At 38.5% G+C, this 19,795-nt stretch carries 19 protein-coding genes and 2 pseudogenes; 10 read left to right on the top strand and 11 right to left on the bottom strand.

The genetic code is table 11. The annotated features are described in order from the left end of the window. Window positions 1–76 precede the first annotated feature (76 nt). The 3 genes from ACKPBX_RS06905 (at window position 77) to ACKPBX_RS06895 (ending at window position 2,277) form a co-directional block, all read left to right on the top strand. Window positions 77–655 carry a recombinase family protein gene (locus ACKPBX_RS06905; RefSeq protein ID WP_319996380.1) on the top strand — a complete coding sequence of 193 codons (579 nt, stop codon included), beginning with the start codon at window positions 77–79 and terminating at the stop codon, window positions 653–655. 466 nt (window positions 656–1,121) lie between these two features. Then, window positions 1,122–1,832 carry a hypothetical protein gene (locus ACKPBX_RS06900; RefSeq protein WP_319996379.1) on the top strand — a complete coding sequence of 237 codons (711 nt, stop codon included), beginning with the start codon at window positions 1,122–1,124 and terminating at the stop codon, window positions 1,830–1,832. A 40-nt stretch (window positions 1,833–1,872) separates the two neighbouring features. After that, complete coding sequence (locus ACKPBX_RS06895; RefSeq protein ID WP_319996378.1) at window positions 1,873–2,277, top strand: hypothetical protein; 405 nt, start codon at window positions 1,873–1,875, stop codon at window positions 2,275–2,277. A 728-nt stretch (window positions 2,278–3,005) separates the two neighbouring features. On the opposite strand, the pseudogene ACKPBX_RS06890 reads toward ACKPBX_RS06895, so the two are convergent. Beyond that, a pseudogene (locus tag ACKPBX_RS06890) lies at window positions 3,006–3,326 on the bottom strand (IS3 family transposase); the annotation flags it as partial. A gap of 144 nt (window positions 3,327–3,470) precedes the next feature. Here ACKPBX_RS06890 and ACKPBX_RS06885 point away from each other — a divergent pair. Continuing rightward, window positions 3,471–5,069: an IS1634 family transposase gene (locus ACKPBX_RS06885; protein WP_319995163.1), complete on the top strand. Its 1,599-nt coding sequence runs from the start codon at window positions 3,471–3,473 to the stop codon at window positions 5,067–5,069. Between the two features lie 24 nt (window positions 5,070–5,093). Here the strand turns inward: ACKPBX_RS06885 and ACKPBX_RS06880 are convergent. Continuing rightward, window positions 5,094–5,881 (bottom strand): annotated as a pseudogene (locus ACKPBX_RS06880) (IS3 family transposase); the annotation flags it as partial. A gap of 148 nt (window positions 5,882–6,029) precedes the next feature. Here ACKPBX_RS06880 and ACKPBX_RS06875 point away from each other — a divergent pair. After that, window positions 6,030–6,275, top strand: a complete 246-nt coding sequence (locus tag ACKPBX_RS06875; RefSeq protein ID WP_319996377.1) for a hypothetical protein — start codon at window positions 6,030–6,032, stop codon at window positions 6,273–6,275. Window positions 6,276–7,383: 1,108 nt separating this feature from the next. Here the strand turns inward: ACKPBX_RS06875 and ACKPBX_RS06870 are convergent. The 6 genes from ACKPBX_RS06870 to istA form a co-directional block, all read right to left on the bottom strand. Continuing rightward, a complete protein-coding gene (locus ACKPBX_RS06870; protein ID WP_319996376.1) occupies window positions 7,384–7,887 on the bottom strand; it encodes a hypothetical protein in 504 nt (167 codons plus the stop codon). Between the two features lie 115 nt (window positions 7,888–8,002). After that, window positions 8,003–8,524: a helix-turn-helix domain-containing protein gene (locus tag ACKPBX_RS06865; protein ID WP_319996375.1), complete on the bottom strand. Its 522-nt coding sequence runs from the start codon at window positions 8,522–8,524 to the stop codon at window positions 8,003–8,005. Window positions 8,525–8,658: 134 nt separating this feature from the next. Further along, the gene (locus ACKPBX_RS06860) at window positions 8,659–8,850 is read right to left on the bottom strand and encodes a hypothetical protein (RefSeq protein ID WP_319996374.1); all 192 of its coding nucleotides are present in this window, start codon (window positions 8,848–8,850) and stop codon (window positions 8,659–8,661) included. Further along, window positions 8,847–9,602, bottom strand: a complete 756-nt coding sequence (gene istB / locus ACKPBX_RS06855) for an IS21-like element helper ATPase IstB (RefSeq protein WP_319996373.1) — start codon at window positions 9,600–9,602, stop codon at window positions 8,847–8,849. Before istB ends, ACKPBX_RS06860 begins: the two co-directional genes overlap by 4 nt. A 78-nt stretch (window positions 9,603–9,680) precedes the next feature. After that, a complete protein-coding gene (locus tag ACKPBX_RS06850) occupies window positions 9,681–11,105 on the bottom strand; it encodes an IS5 family transposase (RefSeq protein WP_319995155.1) in 1,425 nt (474 codons plus the stop codon). A 137-nt stretch (window positions 11,106–11,242) separates the two neighbouring features. Beyond that, window positions 11,243–12,745, bottom strand: coding sequence for an IS21 family transposase (istA, locus tag ACKPBX_RS06845; protein ID WP_319996372.1), 1,503 nt, complete (start codon window positions 12,743–12,745; stop codon window positions 11,243–11,245). Window positions 12,746–13,194: 449 nt separating this feature from the next. On the opposite strand from istA, the gene ACKPBX_RS06840 reads away from it, so the two are divergent. Then, window positions 13,195–13,737, top strand: coding sequence for a hypothetical protein (locus ACKPBX_RS06840; protein WP_319996371.1), 543 nt, complete (start codon window positions 13,195–13,197; stop codon window positions 13,735–13,737). Window positions 13,738–13,928: 191 nt separating this feature from the next. Continuing rightward, entirely contained in the window at window positions 13,929–14,489 is a 561-nt protein-coding gene (locus tag ACKPBX_RS06835) for a hypothetical protein (RefSeq protein ID WP_319996370.1), read from the top strand. Between the two features lie 310 nt (window positions 14,490–14,799). On the opposite strand, the gene ACKPBX_RS06830 is transcribed toward ACKPBX_RS06835, so the two are convergent. Next, on the bottom strand, window positions 14,800–15,081 hold the full coding sequence (locus tag ACKPBX_RS06830; protein WP_319996369.1) for a hypothetical protein: 282 nt from the start codon (window positions 15,079–15,081) through the stop codon (window positions 14,800–14,802). 332 nt (window positions 15,082–15,413) lie between these two features. Here ACKPBX_RS06830 and ACKPBX_RS06825 point away from each other — a divergent pair, with 332 nt between their 5' ends. The 3 genes from ACKPBX_RS06825 (at window position 15,414) to ACKPBX_RS06815 (ending at window position 16,935) form a co-directional block, all read left to right on the top strand. Further along, window positions 15,414–15,923, top strand: coding sequence for a ClbS/DfsB family four-helix bundle protein (locus ACKPBX_RS06825; RefSeq protein WP_319996368.1), 510 nt, complete (start codon window positions 15,414–15,416; stop codon window positions 15,921–15,923). Between the two features lie 353 nt (window positions 15,924–16,276). Further along, the gene (locus ACKPBX_RS06820; protein WP_319996367.1) at window positions 16,277–16,492 is read left to right on the top strand and encodes a helix-turn-helix domain-containing protein; all 216 of its coding nucleotides are present in this window, start codon (window positions 16,277–16,279) and stop codon (window positions 16,490–16,492) included. A 245-nt stretch (window positions 16,493–16,737) separates the two neighbouring features. Next, on the top strand, window positions 16,738–16,935 hold the full coding sequence (locus ACKPBX_RS06815; RefSeq protein ID WP_319996366.1) for a hypothetical protein: 198 nt from the start codon (window positions 16,738–16,740) through the stop codon (window positions 16,933–16,935). 319 nt (window positions 16,936–17,254) lie between these two features. On the opposite strand, the gene ACKPBX_RS06810 is transcribed toward ACKPBX_RS06815, so the two are convergent. Both ACKPBX_RS06810 and ACKPBX_RS06805 read right to left on the bottom strand, forming a co-directional pair. Next, window positions 17,255–18,700, bottom strand: a complete 1,446-nt coding sequence (locus ACKPBX_RS06810) for a glycoside hydrolase family 1 protein (protein ID WP_319996365.1) — start codon at window positions 18,698–18,700, stop codon at window positions 17,255–17,257. Window positions 18,701–18,820: 120 nt separating this feature from the next. Then, window positions 18,821–19,549, bottom strand: coding sequence for a MurR/RpiR family transcriptional regulator (locus ACKPBX_RS06805; protein ID WP_319996364.1), 729 nt, complete (start codon window positions 19,547–19,549; stop codon window positions 18,821–18,823). Window positions 19,550–19,795: the final 246 nt, after the last annotated feature.

Here is a 19,795-nt window from a genome sequence, read left to right as displayed (position 1 = left end):
TATGCTTCCTTGCTCTAGTAAAATCAAGGGATACAAAGGTGTCATAACTTATGTTCAAAAGTGAGGGCGAAAAAAGATGAAATATGGCTATGCACGGGTGAGTACCCGCCAACAAGATCTGGAAGGACAGCTGCGTCAACTCGAGGAGGAACGTTGCGACCGGGTTTACTTCGAAAAAATTACCGGAACAAAAAGTGATCGTCCAGAATTTCAAAAACTACTTCAGGAAATTGAAACAGGGGATACGTTGGTTGTGACGAAGCTGGACCGCTTCGCTCGCAGCACGCAAGATGCATTGAACACGATCAAGCTCTTATTCGAGAAGGGCGTGCGGATCAATGTGCTGAATCTAGGAATTATCGAAAATACGTCCACTGGAAGATTGATCTTCACGATTTTCAGCGCTTTTGCAGATTTTGAGAGGGATCTGATTGTGGAGCGTACGCAAGAGGGAAAAGAACTGGCCAAACAGAAACCCGATTTCCGGGAAGGGCGACCAAAAAAATTCAATCAGCAACAAATCAATTTGGCTATGAACCTATTGGAGGACCATTCCTACAAAGAAGTAGAAAAAATGACTGGAATCAGTAAGAGCACTTTGATGCGTAATAAGAGAAAAATTATAAATACATCAGGTAATAAGCTGAGTGATTAGATAATTTGCTATACTAAAAATTACCCAATTCAAAGAGGAGTGATTTAAATGGAATGGTACGATAATCGAATTTTATCTGCAATAAATGGGACTAATCCAATAAGGAACTACAAAATGATTTTACACAGGATGTAGGACGTGATCAAATGAATTGTGGACCCAAGAGACGCGTACGACCGAATTTGGTTGAATAGCGGCTTTTTATCTAACCACTTCGAATTTTGTAATCTGTTGGGATCTGAATTGGAATAAAAAAATATTTATTTCGGTAAAATTTAAAGCAATGGATTATTTTTGTATGGTATGAATTATTAAGTTATTCAATTTCATGATATTATTATAAGCATATTTTTGATCAAGTAGTGATGTTTTATGTAATAATATAAGGGTATTCGAATACAAAACGTCGTTTTCTGTTTCTTTATATTTTCCAACAAAAAATAAATATAAGAAGAGGATAATCACCATGAAAAAGACACTTACAATTATAGCAACCCTATTTTTGATGAGCATAACCTTTGTTGTTTTCGAATCTAACACAGCATCAGCATCAGAAAAAAATACAGTCCAAACCTTTGAATCAGAAGACTTAATCCAGTTAAAATCTGATAAGGATGAAGAAGTAACTGTTCCTGCAAATGTAACTATTTTATCTGAAGAAACTGATCAAGGAGTTACAGAGTATACGCAGATAATTGATTTTAACACTCAAGATGCTCAACCAAAAAATGAGAAGGACATTAATAAATTGGCCTTCCTTGATAACTATCTATTTAAGAGCGTTCAAGCTTCAACTGGAGGATCTAAGTATGTATACGGATGGGATTCTACCGGAGGTGTGAAGGGAAATATAACAGTAGTATATTCTGTTGATAGCTATGGCAAGTACAAGATTACCTCAGTTTCCGGGGGCTACGCAGTCTATGACTCTATTACACAAGTACTTTCACAGAGCGTCATCCTAGCTTGTACTGGCGGCGGAATAACTCAAAGAACGACCGCTTATCCAACAAATTCTAACTGGACAATTTATCCTGGATTTACAAATTATGTAAATCCTAACTTATATTCCATGGGCGGTGCTAATAATACTTTGTCACTAAAAAGAAACTCCTCTCAATGGACGATGACAGTTCAAAATATCCTTTTCCAAAGTGGCGGGATGGTTCTTAAGTAATTTCTTTGCAAATAAATTAGAGGTAAGGGGCTGATAGAAAATGAATTTTATTAAAAATAATTTAGTTTCCGTAATTTATTTATTTTTATTAACGACTCTGTTTATGCCTTGGATTTTAGTTCCAGATCCGGCAACATTAGCCGTTCAGCCTGTAACGGGTCTGCGTTTCTTATCCGATAATATTCTAATGCTAATCTTTCTGTCCTTAATTATTTTTACCTATGCTTTTTCACTAAAGGTTAAAAGTATAAGAATCCTAATTTTATTAGAGCTGGAACTAATTTTTCTGATAGCGCTTTTGTTATCACCTACCGTTAGTCAAGGTTTAGTATTTTTTTCAGGAGTGAAATATGGCTATTTTTTAATCCTAATCCTTCTGATTGGTCTTGCTTTTTATTATTATCTACTCATTACAAAGTATATTCAGAATAAAGAAAATAGTTAGGAAGTCCTTTTAGACTAAATTAAAAAACTTATACATACAGACGTTGGGTGCAGAATAGCAAACTGATATGCCTATGTGTTACAGCCTTAGATTATCGTAGAGTAGAGAACTGATTTCAAACAACGACTCCTTTGAGGGTCGTTGTTTTTACTTTCAGCACTCCTCATAAAACCGTACGGGAACTTTTCCCCTCATACGGATTTATGACATTCTTTGTTATATGCATTGTGTTTATTCAAGTAAGCCCAATTCAAAAGAAGCATGTAAATGATTTCTAATTTTTTTTGAGTGTACCATAACTTTATCCAGGGTGATTAATTGGACATAGAATTTGTTGCGGGTTTATGGACACGCATTTCAGCTCTTTTAAAGAAAAAAAATACAACAAATACAGTGTCCAGAAATGAACCATTTTCTGGACACTGTACAAGCAGGGATCAGTGTTAGATAGTATCGTTGAGAATTAAAGCACACTTTTCTTGAAGGCCGATTAATAAACTCATTCTAGTTGCATTAGGTACATTGGACTGTCAACACTTTTTCGGACAAAAATAATAAGGTGTCAAAAATGATTTGAAGGTATACACGGCTGCCATTGACACGGAGCCTCTGGCGGTAGGATAAACTGGCCTGTCTCCAAATTTTCAAGAATCGAAATATGGGCCAGCCCCAAAGCCTATCCTGCCGCCCCTCCATGTCAATGGTACGCAAGCCAGCCTCGTCTTGTTTTATTCGCAGTTTACTTCCGCCAATTGGCGGCGGTACTCCACAGGAGCCATGTAGTCCAATGTGCTGTGCAGACGGATATGATTGTACCAATGCACATAGTCAAACCACTTAATCTGAAGTTCTGCTATTGTTTCGAATGTTTCTTGGTATACGAATTCTGTCTTGATTGATTTGAAGGTCGCTTCGGCAACAGCGTTGTCGTAAGGGCAACCTTTGGCGCTGAGGGAGCGGACGATGTTGAAAGTATCTAATAGTTTGGAAATCAGTTGATTATCGAACTCGCTGCCCCTGTCCGTATGAAAGAGCTGAATGGACGACAAAGGCGCCTTGACTGTATCCTTCATTCCCGTGTAAATTATAACGAGGAATGCAAAAAACATTGATATAAAAGGAATTTTCTGGCTATTCCTATTGAATTTCCGCACTTTCCACGTTATAATTATAACGTGGAAAGGCGTGATTTTATGAGTTTAGTATATGTAACCAACAAAAAGAACGGCACTACCTATGTTTACGAATCAACCAACTATTGGGATAAAGAAAAGAAACAGTCGCGCAGCAAGCGTGTCTGCATAGGAAAACTGGACGAAGCTGGGAACCTGGTTCCCTCTAAGCGATTGGCTATGCCGCCGGCATTAGCACCTGCAAAGCAAGGGCCGGTACCATCCACCGTCATGAAACGAAGCTTCTACGGAGCGACCTATCTGTTTGACAAAATCGGAGAACTGCTTGGTGTTACAGCCGATCTAAAAGCTTGCTTTCCTGAAAGCTATAAGCAGATACTCTCGATTGCCTACTTCTTGATTTTGGAAGATCGCAATACGATGCTTCGTTTTCCAAAGTGGGATCGCACTCATTCCCATCCTTACGGCAGCTGTATTCCCTCGCAAAGAAGCAGCGATCTGTTTGCCTCGGTTACGGAAGAAGCTAAAAATCGTTTTTTCAGCCTGCAGGCTAAGCGACGGACGGAGAATGAATATTGGGCTTATGATACTACCAGTGTTTCCTCCTATTCAGAGTCTCTTAAGCAAGTCAAATACGGTATCAACAAGGACCACGATCCGCTTGCGCAGATCAATCTTGCTTTGTTGTTTGGTGAAGAATCTGGCTTACCGTTTTACTACCGCAAGTTAGCAGGCAATATAAGCGATGTCAAAACAGTGAAGCACTTGCTTGCCGATCTAGGCAATCTTGGTTTTAGCAAGGTCAAACTCGTAATGGACCGAGGGTTTTACAGCAAGGAAAATATCGATGCCTTGTACCAAAATCATTTGAAATTTTTGATGGCCACAAAAGTATCCCTGAAATACGTGCAGGAAGAACTGAACAAGGTTCGAGATAACATCCGCACACGCGCTAATTACAATGCCAGCTACCAACTTTACAGCCATACTGCAACGATAGACTGGGAGTATTCACAGAAACGCCCGTACAAAGGCGATGTGATTGAAGGGAAACGGCGGATGTACCTGCATCTTTATTTTAGCGGTGAAAAAGCACTGGAGCACGAGAACCGTTTCAATGCGCTTCTTGATCGGCTCGAAGCAGAACTAGTTTCCGGGAACCGCAAAGCAGAACACGAAAAGCAGTACGCTAAATACTTCGAAATCACTTCAACACCAAAACGCGGGACAAAGGTAACCCCAAAACAAAAAGCCATTACCCAAGCAGAAAAAGACTACGGATTCTTTGCCCTCATCAGCAATGAAATCAAGGATCCCATCGCCGCTTTAGATTTGTACCGTAACAAAGACATCGTTGAGAAAGCCTTTGGAAATCTTAAAGAGCGGTTGAATTTACGGCGCACAGCCGTTTCATCAGAAAGTTCGCTTGAAGGAAAATTATTCGTGCAGTTTATTGCATTGATCTATTTATCGTACATCAAAAAGCAGATGTCCGAAAAAGGGCTGTATAAAAATTATACGATGCAGGAATTACTGGACGAATTGGATGTCATTGAGGCATTTGAAAATCCAGGCAGTGCAGTGCGAGTGGGTGAGATTACGAAGAAGCAGTCGCAATTATATAACACCTTAGGTGTTGTGCCCCCGACCACGTTATAATTTTTTGGGAATCTAGGCTGTATGGAAAGCTTGCAGGACTAATTCTGCCGTTTTGTGCTCACCACACGAATAACCGATGATTTCTCGGTTGTACAGATCAAGCAGGACGCACAAATAGTTCCACTTCTTCCCAACTCTAACGTAAGTCAGGTCACTAACGATTGCGCCATGTTGATTGGCTGTTTTGAATTCACGGTTCAGCGTATTCCCCAGGTCCGATTCATTGCTCTTCGGTTGATGGACCCTATAGTGGGCTACCGTGTAACAGGATTGTAGGCCCAACTTCTTCATAATGCGGCTGATTTTCCTGCGAGAAACGACTTTACCTTTTTTGGACAGCTCTTTCTTGATCCGCCGCGTGCCATAGGTACGCCGATTGGCTCGGAAGATTTCCTGGATTTCTTCTGTTAGCGATTCATCATCGGATGGGCTACTCTTGGATTCGTAGTAATAAGTACTTCTGGCGATATCTAGGCTTTCGCACATCGCTGATACTGGGTATCTATCGGCATTTGCCTGAATGACTTTTATTTTTGTCCGAGTATCAGCGCCGCTTGCTTTAAAATATCATTTTCCATCTTTAGGCGCTCATTTTCTTTGCGTAGGCGAATCATTTCTTCCTGTTCGGGAGTACGGTTGTCTTTTTCCTTAAATGAGCCAGACGATTGGGATTGGCGTACCCATTTGTCGAAAGCTGATGCGGTCAACTCATACTCGGCCAATATGTCTTTTCGCGGCTTGCCGTTTTGGTAGAGGAGTACCATCTGGTTTTTGAAGTCATCGGTATAGGTTCTTCTTGGACGTGGTGTCATGGGGATTATATTCTCCTTTTGATTATATTAAGTTCTATTGTATAGACCTCAATGAATTTGTCCAGTTAAGTGTAACCTATCCACATATTGTATAAGAAATATTGTAGAATAAGATGTATTGATTTTAATAAAAGGATATGAGCGGTTTATGTCGAAAAAAGAGCTTATTAAGAAACAATTATCCGGCAGTACAGAAAGTGGCGAAAATATTACTGTTACGATCGAAGGAAATTCATCAATGCCTTTTTGGAATCATGATCTAAAATTTGTGGCGGCGATAGCTCTATTAGGTACTGTTAATGAAAAAGATTTTGTGGAAGATGATAAATGGGAAGATTATGATGAGTATGTCGCAAGAGTAATGGAAGCCTTACATATCCCTGATTTTAGATAAAGTTGTTGTCTGTTTGCAAACACTTTGACAAATCTATGTTTCTCACCAATAGAAGTCTTGGATCTTTAAAAACTGGACACCCCTACTGAATAGACACTAAAAAGTGCCCATTCAGTAGGGGCAATGTCATTAACTTAAGGGTATTGACAAAAGAGACAGTGGAAACGTGAGAATTTCTCTCCCATTTCCACTGTCTCTTTTTTTTCTAACAATCGAAAGCACGACGAAGCGAGGCAACTCCATGAAAAAAGTTGCCCTAACACCTTCATTCCCGAATTACTATAACGTGGTTCAACAGGTAAACATCTATTTATCAAGCTTTAAATGATCCCCGTTACAATTTTACAGGGAATCCAAGTTAATATGTGTAACGATAAGATCGTCTGGATTTGTTCACGGGGCTCTTCCTTTTGATCGCCCTGTTTGGTCGGACGGAGACAAGGCGTTTGGTCAGCAGTGTACTCCTTTGTTCGAAACTTTCTCTCCGTTGTCTGCGTGATTCACTCATAGACGATCGAATCAAGTAGGTTTTCACGATTCCGATAGCAATGCTGATCTTTGGCTTCATTTCATATTTATACCGCTCTTGGGGAATTTCTCTGATTTCGCTCACTTCGATCAGATGAAGTATCGTCAGGCTATATAACCAGACATTACAATAAATGCCCTTAAGGATCAGCAGTTCTCGGATGCCAGAGCGTTTCTTTCAATACGTGAGGGTGTTGTGCCCCCAGACCACGTTATAATTTTTTGGGAATCTAGGTTATATATCTTTGAATTATAAAGGAGTACAAGAAGTGTATTAAAAAATGCGTAGCTTACAATTTTTGTTATAGAAAAGCGAAACCCATGAGTATCCCAAAAAGAACACCTAAGACAAGTATGAATAATTTTATTTGCTTTTCAATTTTAATTGATCGTGCAATCAATATGAATGTTAAAGTGAAAAATGTATAGGATACGTAAACACTAGTTGGTGTATTAAGAAAAATTCGATCTATTTCAAGCATAAACCGGCTTAGGAAAAAGTAAAACGTTGTAAAAACCAATAAAGCTAAGTTCTTTCCTTTTATATATTTTAAAAAGTTGGTCATCAGTCTGCCTCCTCTTATTGCATGTACGCACCTGAGATTCCATAGTTTCTAATGGAAACGACATATCCGTTTTGAGTTTTTGAGCTGACTAAATCAGCAACGAGTGCTACTGAAGCATAAGCAAGTCCCCATCCAATGCCAGGAGCCATTACCCCGATAAGGGTTGCTGCAGCACCAATTGCCCAATAGTAATTTCTTATGAAAGAAGCACTTAAATAAATATCCCAAGAACCACTCCCTCTAGAGACAATTTTGGTCACGCCCTCTCTAAATAAAGAGATTCCGCCTTGTGACCCATCTTCAGGAATTTCAACACCTTGAAATTCTAGTAGTTTTAAAAGTTGGCTGTCAGTAATTATAACTTCATCATCAGTGAAATAAACGCCTAACTCTATTGCGTACTCTAGCAAAGCATCTTTATTAATTTCTGCAGCGTTCATCTCGATCGGACTAGATTCAGCAGCAGAAGCAACAAAAGCTGGAGAAACACTACTAAATAATAATACGCCACACAACACAGGAACGATATTTTTTTAAAATTTCATAACGATACCTCTTTTCTAATTTTTTATATCTCAGTTAACTGTTCGTGAACCCCTATTTTATAATAGGAAGTAACGCAATCTCCATTCCCTATTGATTTCCTATGTACTCCACGCTGGAGGGTCCGCCCCAGTGGAATAGATTGCCTAAGTGCGCATACAAACCGAATACGTTGACCAAGAGACTGATCACTCCCGCAACAAACACCAGTTTATAAAAGGTGTTTGTTGCTTTATTTCTTTTCAGGATAATTGGAGTGATAAACAAACCTAATGGCGCAATCAAACAACTGAGAAGATTAAGCATCAGCAGGACCAATCCTTCATCCCTCTCACCATTCGCCTGGATATAGGCCAATTTCTTTTGAGAGTCTTTAATTTTTTCGTTGTTTTCTTCTATTTTTTTTTTTAATCCTTTATTCTCTTTCAAAAGATCATCAATAGATATCTCGTAATATTCACTCAATCGTACGAGATTATCCAGGTCAGGGTAACTACTGTTGTTTTCCCACTTAGAAATAGATTGGCGGCTGATATTTAGATGTTCAGCAACTGTACTTTGAGATACCCCTTTACTTTGTCGTGTTTCTTTCAATCTTTCGCCTAGTAACATCCCATCTCTCCCTTTCTGAGTATTGCGAACAGATTGAGCCACCTGTGCGGATGATAGAGCCAGCGAGTGCGATAAATAGAGCCACCCAATGCAATAGAGAAAGCCACTGATATTATTTTACCAGTGGCTGCTTTCTACTTTTCTAACTGACTATCTATAATGTCAATCGCTAGTTTAACCATTTCATCTGCGGAGGGCTCATCTTCATCATCATCTATTAGATAGAAAGGAAGTAATGTCCCCACAATTTCTAACCTGACATCTTCCGGCAAGTACTGATGGAAAAAGTAGCGGGCAATCCTATCTTCTACTTCAGAAGAAATCATCTGTCTGCCCCCAATCCATGTCTTTCGCGCATAGACACGACGCCATCAATTAATATTTTATAAGAATCATGGACAATACGATCGAGAATAGCGTCCGCGACGAGCGCTTCACCGAGCTTTTCATACCATCCTTCAGGTGCCGTTTGTGAGCAGAATATCGTTGAAGTGGTTTTTAAACGGGACTCAATAATCTCGAACAGGGTTAGTGTATGTTCTTCAGGGAGGGCCGCCAATAGCCACTCATCAATGATGAGTAATTCCACTTTCTTGTACTTCTTAATCAGCTTGCGAAAGCTACCGTCTGCTTCGTTTTTAGCGGCAATAAATTCATCTAAGAGCTCTGGAAGACGGACGTATTTTACGTTGTAATGTTGACGGCATGCTTGAATGCCAAAGGCATTGGACAGCCATGTTTTTCCATTGCCAGAAGCACCCATTAAAATGATGTTCAAGTGTTTCTGTATATAGTTGCCCATGGCTAATTCAAGAATGAGATTTTTATCCAGATGACGGTCTGGGTGGTATTCTATATCTTCAATAGCCGCTGATGGTTCGTTGAATTGCGCTTGATTAATCAGTCGTTGTAGTTTGTTTGACTGGCGACGAGAGTATTCATGGTCTACAAGTAAGTTAAAGCGATCCTCGAATGACATATCCTGATAGTCTTGATTATTCATTTGTTCTCGGTATGAGTCAGCCATTGCACTCATTTTCATTTCTGTTAGTTTGCGTACAGTTTCTTCATTTGTCATTTATTTTTCCCTCCAAAATATCCTGCGCCTCGCACAAATCCATAATTAATGCCTGCTGAATAAATAGCTATTTTTAGCTTACGGGTTCACAAGGGGTTCAATTCTGAGTAAGCTCATCCATTGGATGATAGTCAAAAAAATGCGCAATGAAACCTTGGACAGGTTCATTGTAAGAATGGATAAAGCAATCACACACAGACTGGTCTCTTCAAGGCGTGTTCGAATAAGCCTGAGCCCGAACTTTCTTTTCGCCAGGCTGAAGCCTCTTTCGACCTCTACTCGATCGCAGTTGTCGGTGTATTCTTGTTTTTTGTCAACCTTTTGATCCTTCTTGGGCCTGCCGAGCGACGGGCCGGATAATCGGATTCCGAGTTCTTTGCAGTAGCTCAAGTTTGTGCGATTTCGGTATATTTTATCCGCCAAAACTCGTTCAGGATACACTCCCATCCGTTCTTTGTAGCGTTCCACTGCAACTATGAGGCATTCGCTCTCGTTGTAGGCATCGAAGGAAATTTTTTCGAGTCGGGCGTACCCATTGGTTATGCTCATGTCCAGTTTGGCTCCAAACTCCACCGGGTTCTTGGCTTTTCCGCGGACAATCGGGCGGATAAACGGCTGGCTGATACTGACGATGCGATCCTGCACTTTGTGCGTCCTGCTTGTGTGCATGTAGAGCTGCTGTTCATACAATTTCCGCAAAGTCCCCAACAGGTTGACTTGCTTCGTTCCTAGCGTATAACCTTGCTCCAGAAATGCGTCGATGTACCCTAAATCTCGCCGGATGTAGTTCAGTTGCTTGCCGATGGCTTTGCGAATTTGTTTGCTGCTTTTCTTTTTCTTGCGCGCGATGTTGAGATAATCCCTTCGGGCCATTTTCCGATAGGTGCGGGGTTTGGGAAGGTGGTTTGCTTCGCAGATTACGTCGATGATGCCTTCCAACTTTTCCCGACATTCGTTCAACAGTTCCGTGTCTTGCGGGAACTTGATTTCTGAAGGCGCGCAAGTGGCATCTAGAATGAGCGTCCCTTCATTCTCAGATCCTGATGCATCATTGTCATCATTATTGTCATTATCGTCAGTTTGGGAATCATCTGCTCCATCCTCTATAGGTTTGAGGATCAATTCATTGATTTCAATCAGAATTTCGGACGAGAGACGTTTGCGGAAGTGCACCATCGAAGAAGCATCGAATGGCTTTTCATCCTTATAGGAAGGTAGTCCGACAAAGTACTGCAGATAGGGATTTTCGCGAATCTGATTGACGACTTCGGTATCTGCATACTGAAATTCGCTTTGAATAATCAAGGCACCTAGTGCCATCCTTACCGGTTTGGCGATGTTTCCTCTGTCACTGTTGAACAGAGCAGCATACTTATCTTCAATGACTGACCAGGGAATCGAATCCGCTTTTTTGACCCAACGGTTTTCTGGGTTCATCGTAAGGCCCAATGGCTGATCGAAGTCATAAATGGTTAATTGCCGATTCGTCTGCTTTTTGTACATTTTCATCGCCTCTTCGTATCATTTTTGAAAAAAGTGCACGGGTTTTTGGTGTTTTGCCCTGGATTCCATGCATCTATTATACCAAAAAACATCTAAAAACGCTGTTATGATAAGGTTTGTTAATTATTCAGTAGACATTAATTATTATCTGTTTGATGTTCAGTCAACGTTCCATTGTCTTTTTCTTTTTCTCTTTTTTTATTTCTCTGAAGAATGGTTTTAAACACACTAACCGTAGGGTTAGAAGAAGCAAGGAGTAGGTTTTGGGCAGCGAGATCCAGCTCTTCCTTAGAATATTTCTTCCCTATGCTGCGCAAACTCATCAATTGATTTAAGGCCCTTTTTTCGGAACTATTTTTAAGTAGAGCCTCCGCAAATACTCCCATGTTTGTTCCGATCGATTTCGCCCACTCTAGATTCTTTTCAGGTGTGTGTTCCAAGTACAGACGATGATTATCCGGCATATGTTCTGAAAAAGTTGAGAATTGACCGGTTTCCCCTGATAGTCGTTTATGGGATGCAATCCGCACTTCTTTGAAGTATACTTCAATTAAATCCTTAGAGAGACGGACATCAACATCGCTTTGGATATATTCGTAAGGAACGGAATAGTACATGCGTTCAACTTGAATGTGATAATTTGGTTGAACCTTTGCAATTCTCCATTCGGATAACTTGAATCGTGTTTGGCGGAGTGGGTGAAGGTAGGAGCTCTCCTCTTCGTCAAACACTTTTCTTCTTGAACCTGGCCTTTTCTGAAAAGGTTCCTCGTTGATCTCATTTAGTTTTTTCCAAATTTGTTGATTCAAGTCTTGTAAGTCAAAACATTGAAAGTGACGCAGAGCAGCTATAATTTGCCGAGAAATAAAACCAACGGTTCCTTCTACACTAGCTTTGTCCTTGGGACTTCGAACTCTTCCAGGCACGATAACCGTTTGATAATAGTCAGCCAGCTCTCGATATGCTTCATTGAGAATAGGTTCTCCTCGTAAAGCTTTCGTGACTCCCGTTTTCAAATTATCAGGAACTAATGATTCCGAAACCCCGCCAAAGTATTCGAATGCGTGAATGTGTCCAGTTAGCCAACTGGCAGACTTCATGTCTAAAAACCCTTCTACATAACTGTATTGACTGTAAGGGAGCGTTGCTACGAAAATATATACAGTTAACTTCCCTCCACTTTCACGGTCATTAATGAACAACGTCGATCCGGCCCAATCTACCTCTAACACTTCTCCAGGCTTTCTTCGAATAGGCATAGTCGCTTTATGTTTCTTCGCATACTTTCCATAGTTCTCTGCAAAAGTTCGATAAGCATAGGGGATCTTTTTACCATCACGGGTTTGTTGAGAATACTCCGTATGGAGTAGCTTCAATGTGATGTTTTTCTTCTGTAATTCTTTATGAACCTTTTCCCAATCTGGTGGGGAATATCCTTTCTCAATTGCTTGCTTCTCTGGGAAGAGAAGCTCTTCAAGCCATTGGTTAGTCATGGTGTCCGTCAATCGCTCTAATCCAAGATTTTTAGCACGTTTGACGACATCTGAAACTGTATTTCGGGAGCTTCCCACGCTTGTACTGATTGTGCGTTGGGAGATAGCGTTGAAATGCAGTTCCAGAATCTTACGATATTGAATCATAAAAAAACCTCCTGTTATAATGCGTCATGCCCGTAGGCATGCAACTTCATTATACAGAAGGTTTGTTCTATAGATAAAAATAGTTGGACGGCTCTCTTGTTCGCAATAGCTGGCTCTGTTCCTCGCATTCAATGGCTCATTTCTCCGCACAGGTGGCTCTATACATTTGCAATATTCACTTTCTCTAACTTTTCTTCATAATAGCGTAAATAATCCTCTTTTTCTAGAAACGATTGATTGCATGTCCGCAATTATCAGTTGCTAATGGTAGGAGATCCTATTAAGTGCGGCCATGTAAACCACTGGTTGCTTTTATATTTACCGGATTTACTTTAAGTTAGATGTATAGATAGAAATATATACCGATCAAATTTATTCAAGAAGGAGATGCTATTAAATTCTCAGTGTATTCGTTTTTGAAATTTGAAAGGATGTAAGGAGGAGGAATTATGTCACGTGTTCTGTTTATCATTTTTGTTCTTACTTTCTTCTTGCCGGATTTATTTTTTCGAAGAAAATCCAAAATGACTAGAACAAGTGGCCGACTCAAAGTAGCAACACTCGAAAGGAGGGGGAACATTCAAAGCGATTTCTTTCATTATAAGTCCATAAGATTACACGATTTAACAAATGATTCCTTGCGTCAAATAGTCTTAAAAAATGCCTCTGCGTCATTCATCTATCCTGCTCAGTTCTCCAAAGTGACTCAAAAAGAGTACCGAGAGTCTATACAAAAGATTGCCCGAGAAATACCAATAGTAGTGATTGGAGCGAAGATAATTAATTCCGATCCCTTCTGTGAAGAAATCCTGCAGGGATCGGAACTGCAGGAAACCATTCAAGCTTTTTTCTACTTTCCTAATGGCGACGATTGTTTCTTCAGGACAGACCAGTCCACCTATCAAGATCAAAAAGAATTATATCAAGCAATCCGCCTCATGCATAAGACAGCTTGCTATGCTGATTGGGAAAAAAAGTTCTATGAATACTGAATGTACTTGTCGACTGTGTCGTGGAGGAGTCACGGAACTATGAAGTTGCTTTAGCATATTTATTTTTCTGCTTAGTAAATTTTACATATATTTATTTTGAAAGACTAAATAATAATCGAATTAAGGAGGATAATCTCATCTGTATTAAGTACAACTAAATTGAAGATTAAAATTGTGAGGGGTTAATATTTATGAAGAAAAAAATATTGATAGTTATTGGTGTGTTGAGTTTATTTTTATTTTTATTTCCAGAAAGCAAAGTTAGTGCTTCAGTAAATAATAAAACTCAAAATTTAGGGGAAAAAACTATTGAATTTTCAGAACTTTCAGAAGAGCAACAAACATACTTTTTATACGAGGGTTTTGACGAAAATAATCAATATTTTCAACAAACTATTATCCAACAACCTGCGACGGAAGGAACTTTACAACAAAGAGTACAAGCAAATGTTCTTTTTATAACTGGAAGTACAAAAAAAATAACTTCTACAAGTGCTTACACATCATACGTTATAAATTCTTCCAATGCACCAATACTTAGAACAGATACACGAGTTACTTTAAGCGGTTATAAGTCGTTCAGCTCAAGTGTAATTCCGTATAATTCTCCATATGTTTCTTCTGGTGGAATTTATTCTTCTTACACAGGGGCAGAAAAATATTTTTCTGTAAGTTTAGCTTCTCAGATTACAACAACTATGGGCCCTGGAGCAGCAGATTGTAGAGCAGGAGGAGTAACTTTAGGTAATTAACTGTCAACACCGCTTCAAGAATATTGGATTTCACCGGCTTTAGCCGAAAAACAACTGGGTACTGTCTTTTTTCACCGGTCGATAAATGAGGGTCGTCCGGTGTTTTTTCTTGGAACGCTGCTCGCGTTCCAGTTTGTAGTCTTTCAGGCGATAGATGAAATAAGTATATTCAAAAAAAGTATAATTTCCTACATTTTATTTCCGGCATTAAAAATTAACTTTATAAAATCAATAAAAAAGCTTCTTCTTTAATACCGTAAAAATTAAAGAAGAAGCTTTTTTATTGATATCTGAAATATTATTTAGTTATTTACTCTTTACTAAAAGTATAAGATCGACCTTCAAAAGAGATATAATTTAAATTCTCTTTTTCAATAAAACGGTCACCTACCTTAAAGGGTTCAGTTGACTCATCTTCTAGTCGTTGTTCTATTGAATACATAGCTTCTATTATGTCCGATTTTGGAAGGTGAAATTCAATTATTGATTGGTCATAATACTTTACTTCAACTGGCCATAGATAATCTTTGGTAAGGTCATTATACTCTGGAAAATCGTGGAACGGTTTCATTAATTTTTTTTTGTAATCCATATTATTATGTCAGCTCCTATTTTATTATTTGGTACATAAGTATCTTAGCATAACACCTAATATGTAGCTTCAAAAATTCACCTTTGGTTCAAAATCATTTTAAACCATTTACAGCCTGCAATCCAGGAAGTCCGTAACCAGGCCGGTGGAAACCTTGATTTGATCCCAGTTAGGTGTTTCCGGGAATCCCGGTTACTGGGATTGGCTAGCTGCCTATTTTTGTCTGTCATTATAGATGTAAGGTACGACTAAATCTACAATGACAGCAATAGCTCAATGCCATATAGCAAGCCCAGAGAAAAGTCTGAAATCCTACAGAAGGAGAATTTAAAATGAAACCATACAAGAATAAGCAGGAGTTGCTTGAAGCAATTCAAGATAAGTACCAAAAGTATATCGCTGAATTTGACGGTATTCCAGAAGAACTAAAAAATAAACGCAGTGATGAAGTAGATAGGACACCTTCTGAAAACGTGTCTTATCAACTAGGTTGGATCAATTTATTACTGCAGTGGGATACGGACGAGAAAGGTGGAAAAGATGTACAAACGCCTGAGAATGGCTATAGATGGAATAATCTGGGAAGATTATATCAATCTTTCTACGAAGACTACACTCAGTACCCATTAGAAAAACAAATAGATCTTTTAAATGCTGCAGTTACCGACTTAACCGGCTGGGTTCAGTCCTTAACAGATGATGAACTTTTTGAACCGAGACAGAGAAATTGGGCAACCACACAAGCAGAATGGCCTCTTTGGAAATGGATTCACATCAACACTGTCGCACCATTTACGACCTTCAGAACAAAAATTCGCAAATGGGAAAAAATCAATTTATAAAATAAGAAATAGAAAAAATCCAACGGAAGACACCGGGAAAAGTCATCTAAGTCTATCCACTGGGGGACTATAATAAACTGGCCAATCTGATTGTCAGTAAAGAAGAATTAGACGATTTCATGAAAGAAATGGATTTGGAAGGTGCAAGTCTTTCCGATGTTTTCGCAAACTTTTATCTTTACTATCTAACGTCGGGTAAAGTAAGAAATGCTTCCATCGATTCAAGCACAAAGCTGTTTTTTGGACTCTCTATGCTTCTATTCAGAAAAAATGCTTCCGAAATAACACATTTTAAGGCGATTTCAGATTTGTCTTTCCGGTAAGCCATCAATAAGAAATGAAAGGGTGATTTCATGATTGATTATCATTACCAAACTTTCCTGGTTTTAGCGGATTGCTTGGATTATGCAAATACTGCTCAAGAACTCTGTTTGTCCAAACCAGCCATCACGCAACATATCCAATATCTCGAAACTGATCTTGAAGTTAAATTATTCCAAAATCAGGGCGGGAATTTAGCGCTGAAAAAAAGGTCAACTACTGAAAAATCGTTTGATTGTCATCAATGATCACATTGATGATTTATTACGCTGATACTGTTATTTTTGATCGGAAATCGTATATTGGTTATTACTGTTATTAACTACTACAAGAAAAATATAGATATATCTAGTGATTGAGAGTTCAACATATCAACACAATAAATAATTTCTACTGAAACCTTATTACAAACTTAACAATAATTATATAAAATCATATACAATTAAAGGGTATACTTCTTTCAACAATAAAATAAAAGGAAGTAGGAGATATAATGGGTTTTTGGTATTTTCTAATACTCTTTGCAGGTATCACTCTTGTTGTAGTAGGTATATTAAATAAAGATGTTTCATGTTCAGTTAAAATTGTAAGTTTGTCGCTTGTTATCGGGGTTTTATTTATTGTAGTTTCGTTAATTATGCTACTGCCAGGTAGCTCTGAAATAGTTTCTCAGCTATTGCAACCAAATTAATGGACAACGGAAATTATACAGAGCTACTTACGTCCGTATCTGGAATCCTATGAAGATAGGATTCTTTTTAATTTCAACTTAAACTTAAAAAGGGGTGAAACGTTTGATAAAAGGAAAAAAGTGAACATAGAGAATGTAACGGGTTTATGGATACTGCTTTTTCTTTTACGACACTCGCAAAACAAATCAATCTGGCCATGAACCTATTGAAGGACCATTCCTCAGGGCACTACTCACTTAAATTTGAATAACATAGGTGCTATCATATCTATAAGCAAAGAGGGTGCCTCATTTTGAGACACCCCCTTGTAAGTTCTATCTATAGTTCTTCTCCATTTGTAGTAATTACCTGCTTATACCAATCAAATGATTTTTTCTTGCTTCTCGCTAAAGTACCATTGCCATAATCGTCTTGATCAACGTAGATGAAACCATAACGTTTAGACATTTCAGAGGTACTTGCACTAATTAAATCGATACAACCCCAGCTTGTGTACCCAATAAGATCTACTCCCTCTTTGATTGCTTCTTTCATTTGCTCGATATGTGCACGCATATAATCAATACGATAATCGTCGTTGATTGAGCCGTCTTCCTCTACTTTATCATAGGCTCCCAGTCCATTTTCTACGATAAACAACGGTACTTGGTAGCGATCGTACATTTTCTTTAGGGTAATACGCAATCCTTTAGGATCGATTTGCCATCCCCAATCAGACGACTCTAAATAAGGGTTTTTCACACCACTAAAGAAGTTCCCTTTTTCCTTCTTCTTATCAGGTGCTCCGCTAGCCACCATTGACATATAGTAACTAAAGGATAAGTAATCCACTGTATGCTGCATTAATATTTCTTCATCGCCAGGAAGCATGTTAATCTTAATATCATTTTCTTCAAAATAACTTAACATGAAGCTTGGATAATACCCACGAACCTGAACGTCAGTGAAGAATAGATTCATTTGATCCTCTTTCAGTGCTTCTAATACATCATCCGGACTGCAAGTTTCAGGATATACTTCCATACGAGCTAGCATACAACCAATCATGGCATCAGGGATCATTTCATGACAGGCCTTGACCGCTCTGGCACTTGCTACAAACTGATGATGTAATGCTTGATAAACCGTTTGTTCCTTGTGTTCTACTTCATCTATAAGAACACCACTACCAATATATGGAGACATCGTTGAAATATTAATTTCATTGAACGTTAACCAGTATTTCACTTTTCCTTTATAACGATTAAATACCGTTTCTGCATAATGAACAAAGAATTCAACCACGCGTCGATCTGCCCAGCCATTATATTTTTGAACTAAAGTAAGTGGAATTTCATAGTGTGATAACGTCACAAGGGGCTCAATTCCATACTTTAATAATTCATCGAATACTTTGTCATAGAAAGCTAGCCCTTCTTCATTTGGCTCTGTCTCATCACCATTTGGAAAAATACGAGGCCAAGAGATGGACATACGGAATGTTTTGAAGCCCATTTCTGCAAATAGTGCAATATCTTCTTTATAATGGTGGTAGAAGTCGATACCGCGACGTTTCGGGAAGTTATCTCCACCATTTCCGGCTAAAAGATCCTCAAGTTCCTTTTTGCTTCTAATATCCATTTCTATTTCATTTGTACGCTCTTCTTTTGGTACAAATTGAACCATATCAAAAATGGAAAGGCCTTTGCCCCCCTCGTTGTAAGCTCCTTCTAATTGGTTTGCAGCCGTAGCTCCACCCCATAAAAAACCTTTTGGGAATGCCATATTATATTCCTTCTTTCGACTTTTTTCTGTTTCTGATTTTATTATAATTTAGTGATACAAAAAAAACTGGTCAAAAAGAGACCAGTTTAAGGCTAAGTAAGAAGAATGTTGTTATTGGAATCAATGAAACAATACATCAAACAATCTTAATAACGTTTGACTACTGACAGCACTATTTTCAATTTTTCCGCACTGTAAAAATTCATCAAACAATTCCAGATGCTGATGTGGCTCCGAGAAGGTAATGAGTAATTTCTTTCCCTTTGTCTTTTTAAGTTTTTCAAATAAGAGGAATTCCTCTGAGAGTAAGTATCCCTGGATAGAAATAGTGATGATCATATCTTCCTCTGTCAATATATCCAGAGTATCCATTTGTTTAAAAATATTTGTATTGCATTCACAAAATTTCCCTGCCAGAAGTATTTTTTTTTGCAACTCCAAAGCTTGGATTTGATTCTTTTCAAAACCTAGTATGACAACTCTGCGGGATTTGCTGATCTGTTTTACGATCCGCTCGATCTGTTCTTTTGGGATATTTTCAATTATCTCCACGTTTTCTTTTAATTGCGCTATAAAGCTATCGCCACTTAGGGCAGTATCGTTTTTTTCAAGAGATGCCCCATACTTCATTACAGAATTTCTTAAGCTTGAAAAATTTCTGAAACCAATTCTTTTGCAGAAACGATTAATTGTAGAAGGCGCTACATTACATACCTCTGCGACTGTTTCTAATGAAAACCCCTCGATTTTATGAGAATTTTCGAGCAATGTTTTCGCTATATGGTAGTTAATATCTTTATCAAGAGAATTGTTTATGTAAGCTAAAAGATTATAGATCAATGTTTCCACATTTCCCACCTCTTCAATTGATTTCAATCACTTCATTATTTTAACATTTATACAGACTTAGTACAGAGGGGAGGGATGATAAGAGATACAGCTGCAGAAAGAAAGGCAAATAAAAGGTGAAGAAATGAAGAAAACGCTTGCCTTGAAGTGGACTTTAACAAGTAAACTAATAATGAACAACAGGACAATGGTATTCAGCTTCATTCTTTTGTTCCATAAAAATAGGGTAGTGCCAAAAATTCTATG

Source organism: Trichococcus shcherbakoviae (assembly GCF_963666195.1).
Classification (GTDB): domain Bacteria; phylum Bacillota; class Bacilli; order Lactobacillales; family Aerococcaceae; genus Trichococcus; species Trichococcus shcherbakoviae.
The sequence above is the reverse complement of the archived record's forward strand: the minus strand, read 5'-3'. Positions and strand labels throughout refer to the sequence as shown.

What these genes read in the sequence shown, in the direction of transcription:
- ACKPBX_RS06810 (WP_319996365.1), bottom strand. Translation starts at nt 18,700, where the DNA reads ATGGCATTCCCAAAAGGTTTTTTATGGGGTGGAGCTACGGCTGCAAAC.
- ACKPBX_RS06835 (WP_319996370.1), top strand. Translation starts at nt 13,929, where the DNA reads ATGAAGAAAAAAATATTGATAGTTATTGGTGTGTTGAGTTTATTTTTA.
- ACKPBX_RS06825 (WP_319996368.1), top strand. Translation starts at nt 15,414, where the DNA reads ATGAAACCATACAAGAATAAGCAGGAGTTGCTTGAAGCAATTCAAGAT.
- istB (WP_319996373.1), bottom strand. Translation starts at nt 9,602, where the DNA reads ATGACAAATGAAGAAACTGTACGCAAACTAACAGAAATGAAAATGAGT.
- ACKPBX_RS06895 (WP_319996378.1), top strand. Translation starts at nt 1,873, where the DNA reads ATGAATTTTATTAAAAATAATTTAGTTTCCGTAATTTATTTATTTTTA.
- ACKPBX_RS06900 (WP_319996379.1), top strand. Translation starts at nt 1,122, where the DNA reads ATGAAAAAGACACTTACAATTATAGCAACCCTATTTTTGATGAGCATA.
- ACKPBX_RS06885 (WP_319995163.1), top strand. Translation starts at nt 3,471, where the DNA reads ATGAGTTTAGTATATGTAACCAACAAAAAGAACGGCACTACCTATGTT.
- ACKPBX_RS06830 (WP_319996369.1), bottom strand. Translation starts at nt 15,081, where the DNA reads ATGGATTACAAAAAAAAATTAATGAAACCGTTCCACGATTTTCCAGAG.
- istA (WP_319996372.1), bottom strand. Translation starts at nt 12,745, where the DNA reads ATGATTCAATATCGTAAGATTCTGGAACTGCATTTCAACGCTATCTCC.
- ACKPBX_RS06875 (WP_319996377.1), top strand. Translation starts at nt 6,030, where the DNA reads ATGTCGAAAAAAGAGCTTATTAAGAAACAATTATCCGGCAGTACAGAA.
- ACKPBX_RS06815 (WP_319996366.1), top strand. Translation starts at nt 16,738, where the DNA reads ATGGGTTTTTGGTATTTTCTAATACTCTTTGCAGGTATCACTCTTGTT.
- ACKPBX_RS06865 (WP_319996375.1), bottom strand. Translation starts at nt 8,524, where the DNA reads ATGTTACTAGGCGAAAGATTGAAAGAAACACGACAAAGTAAAGGGGTA.
- ACKPBX_RS06905 (WP_319996380.1), top strand. Translation starts at nt 77, where the DNA reads ATGAAATATGGCTATGCACGGGTGAGTACCCGCCAACAAGATCTGGAA.
- ACKPBX_RS06840 (WP_319996371.1), top strand. Translation starts at nt 13,195, where the DNA reads ATGTCACGTGTTCTGTTTATCATTTTTGTTCTTACTTTCTTCTTGCCG.
- ACKPBX_RS06860 (WP_319996374.1), bottom strand. Translation starts at nt 8,850, where the DNA reads ATGATTTCTTCTGAAGTAGAAGATAGGATTGCCCGCTACTTTTTCCAT.
- ACKPBX_RS06850 (WP_319995155.1), bottom strand. Translation starts at nt 11,105, where the DNA reads ATGTACAAAAAGCAGACGAATCGGCAATTAACCATTTATGACTTCGAT.
- ACKPBX_RS06820 (WP_319996367.1), top strand. Translation starts at nt 16,277, where the DNA reads ATGATTGATTATCATTACCAAACTTTCCTGGTTTTAGCGGATTGCTTG.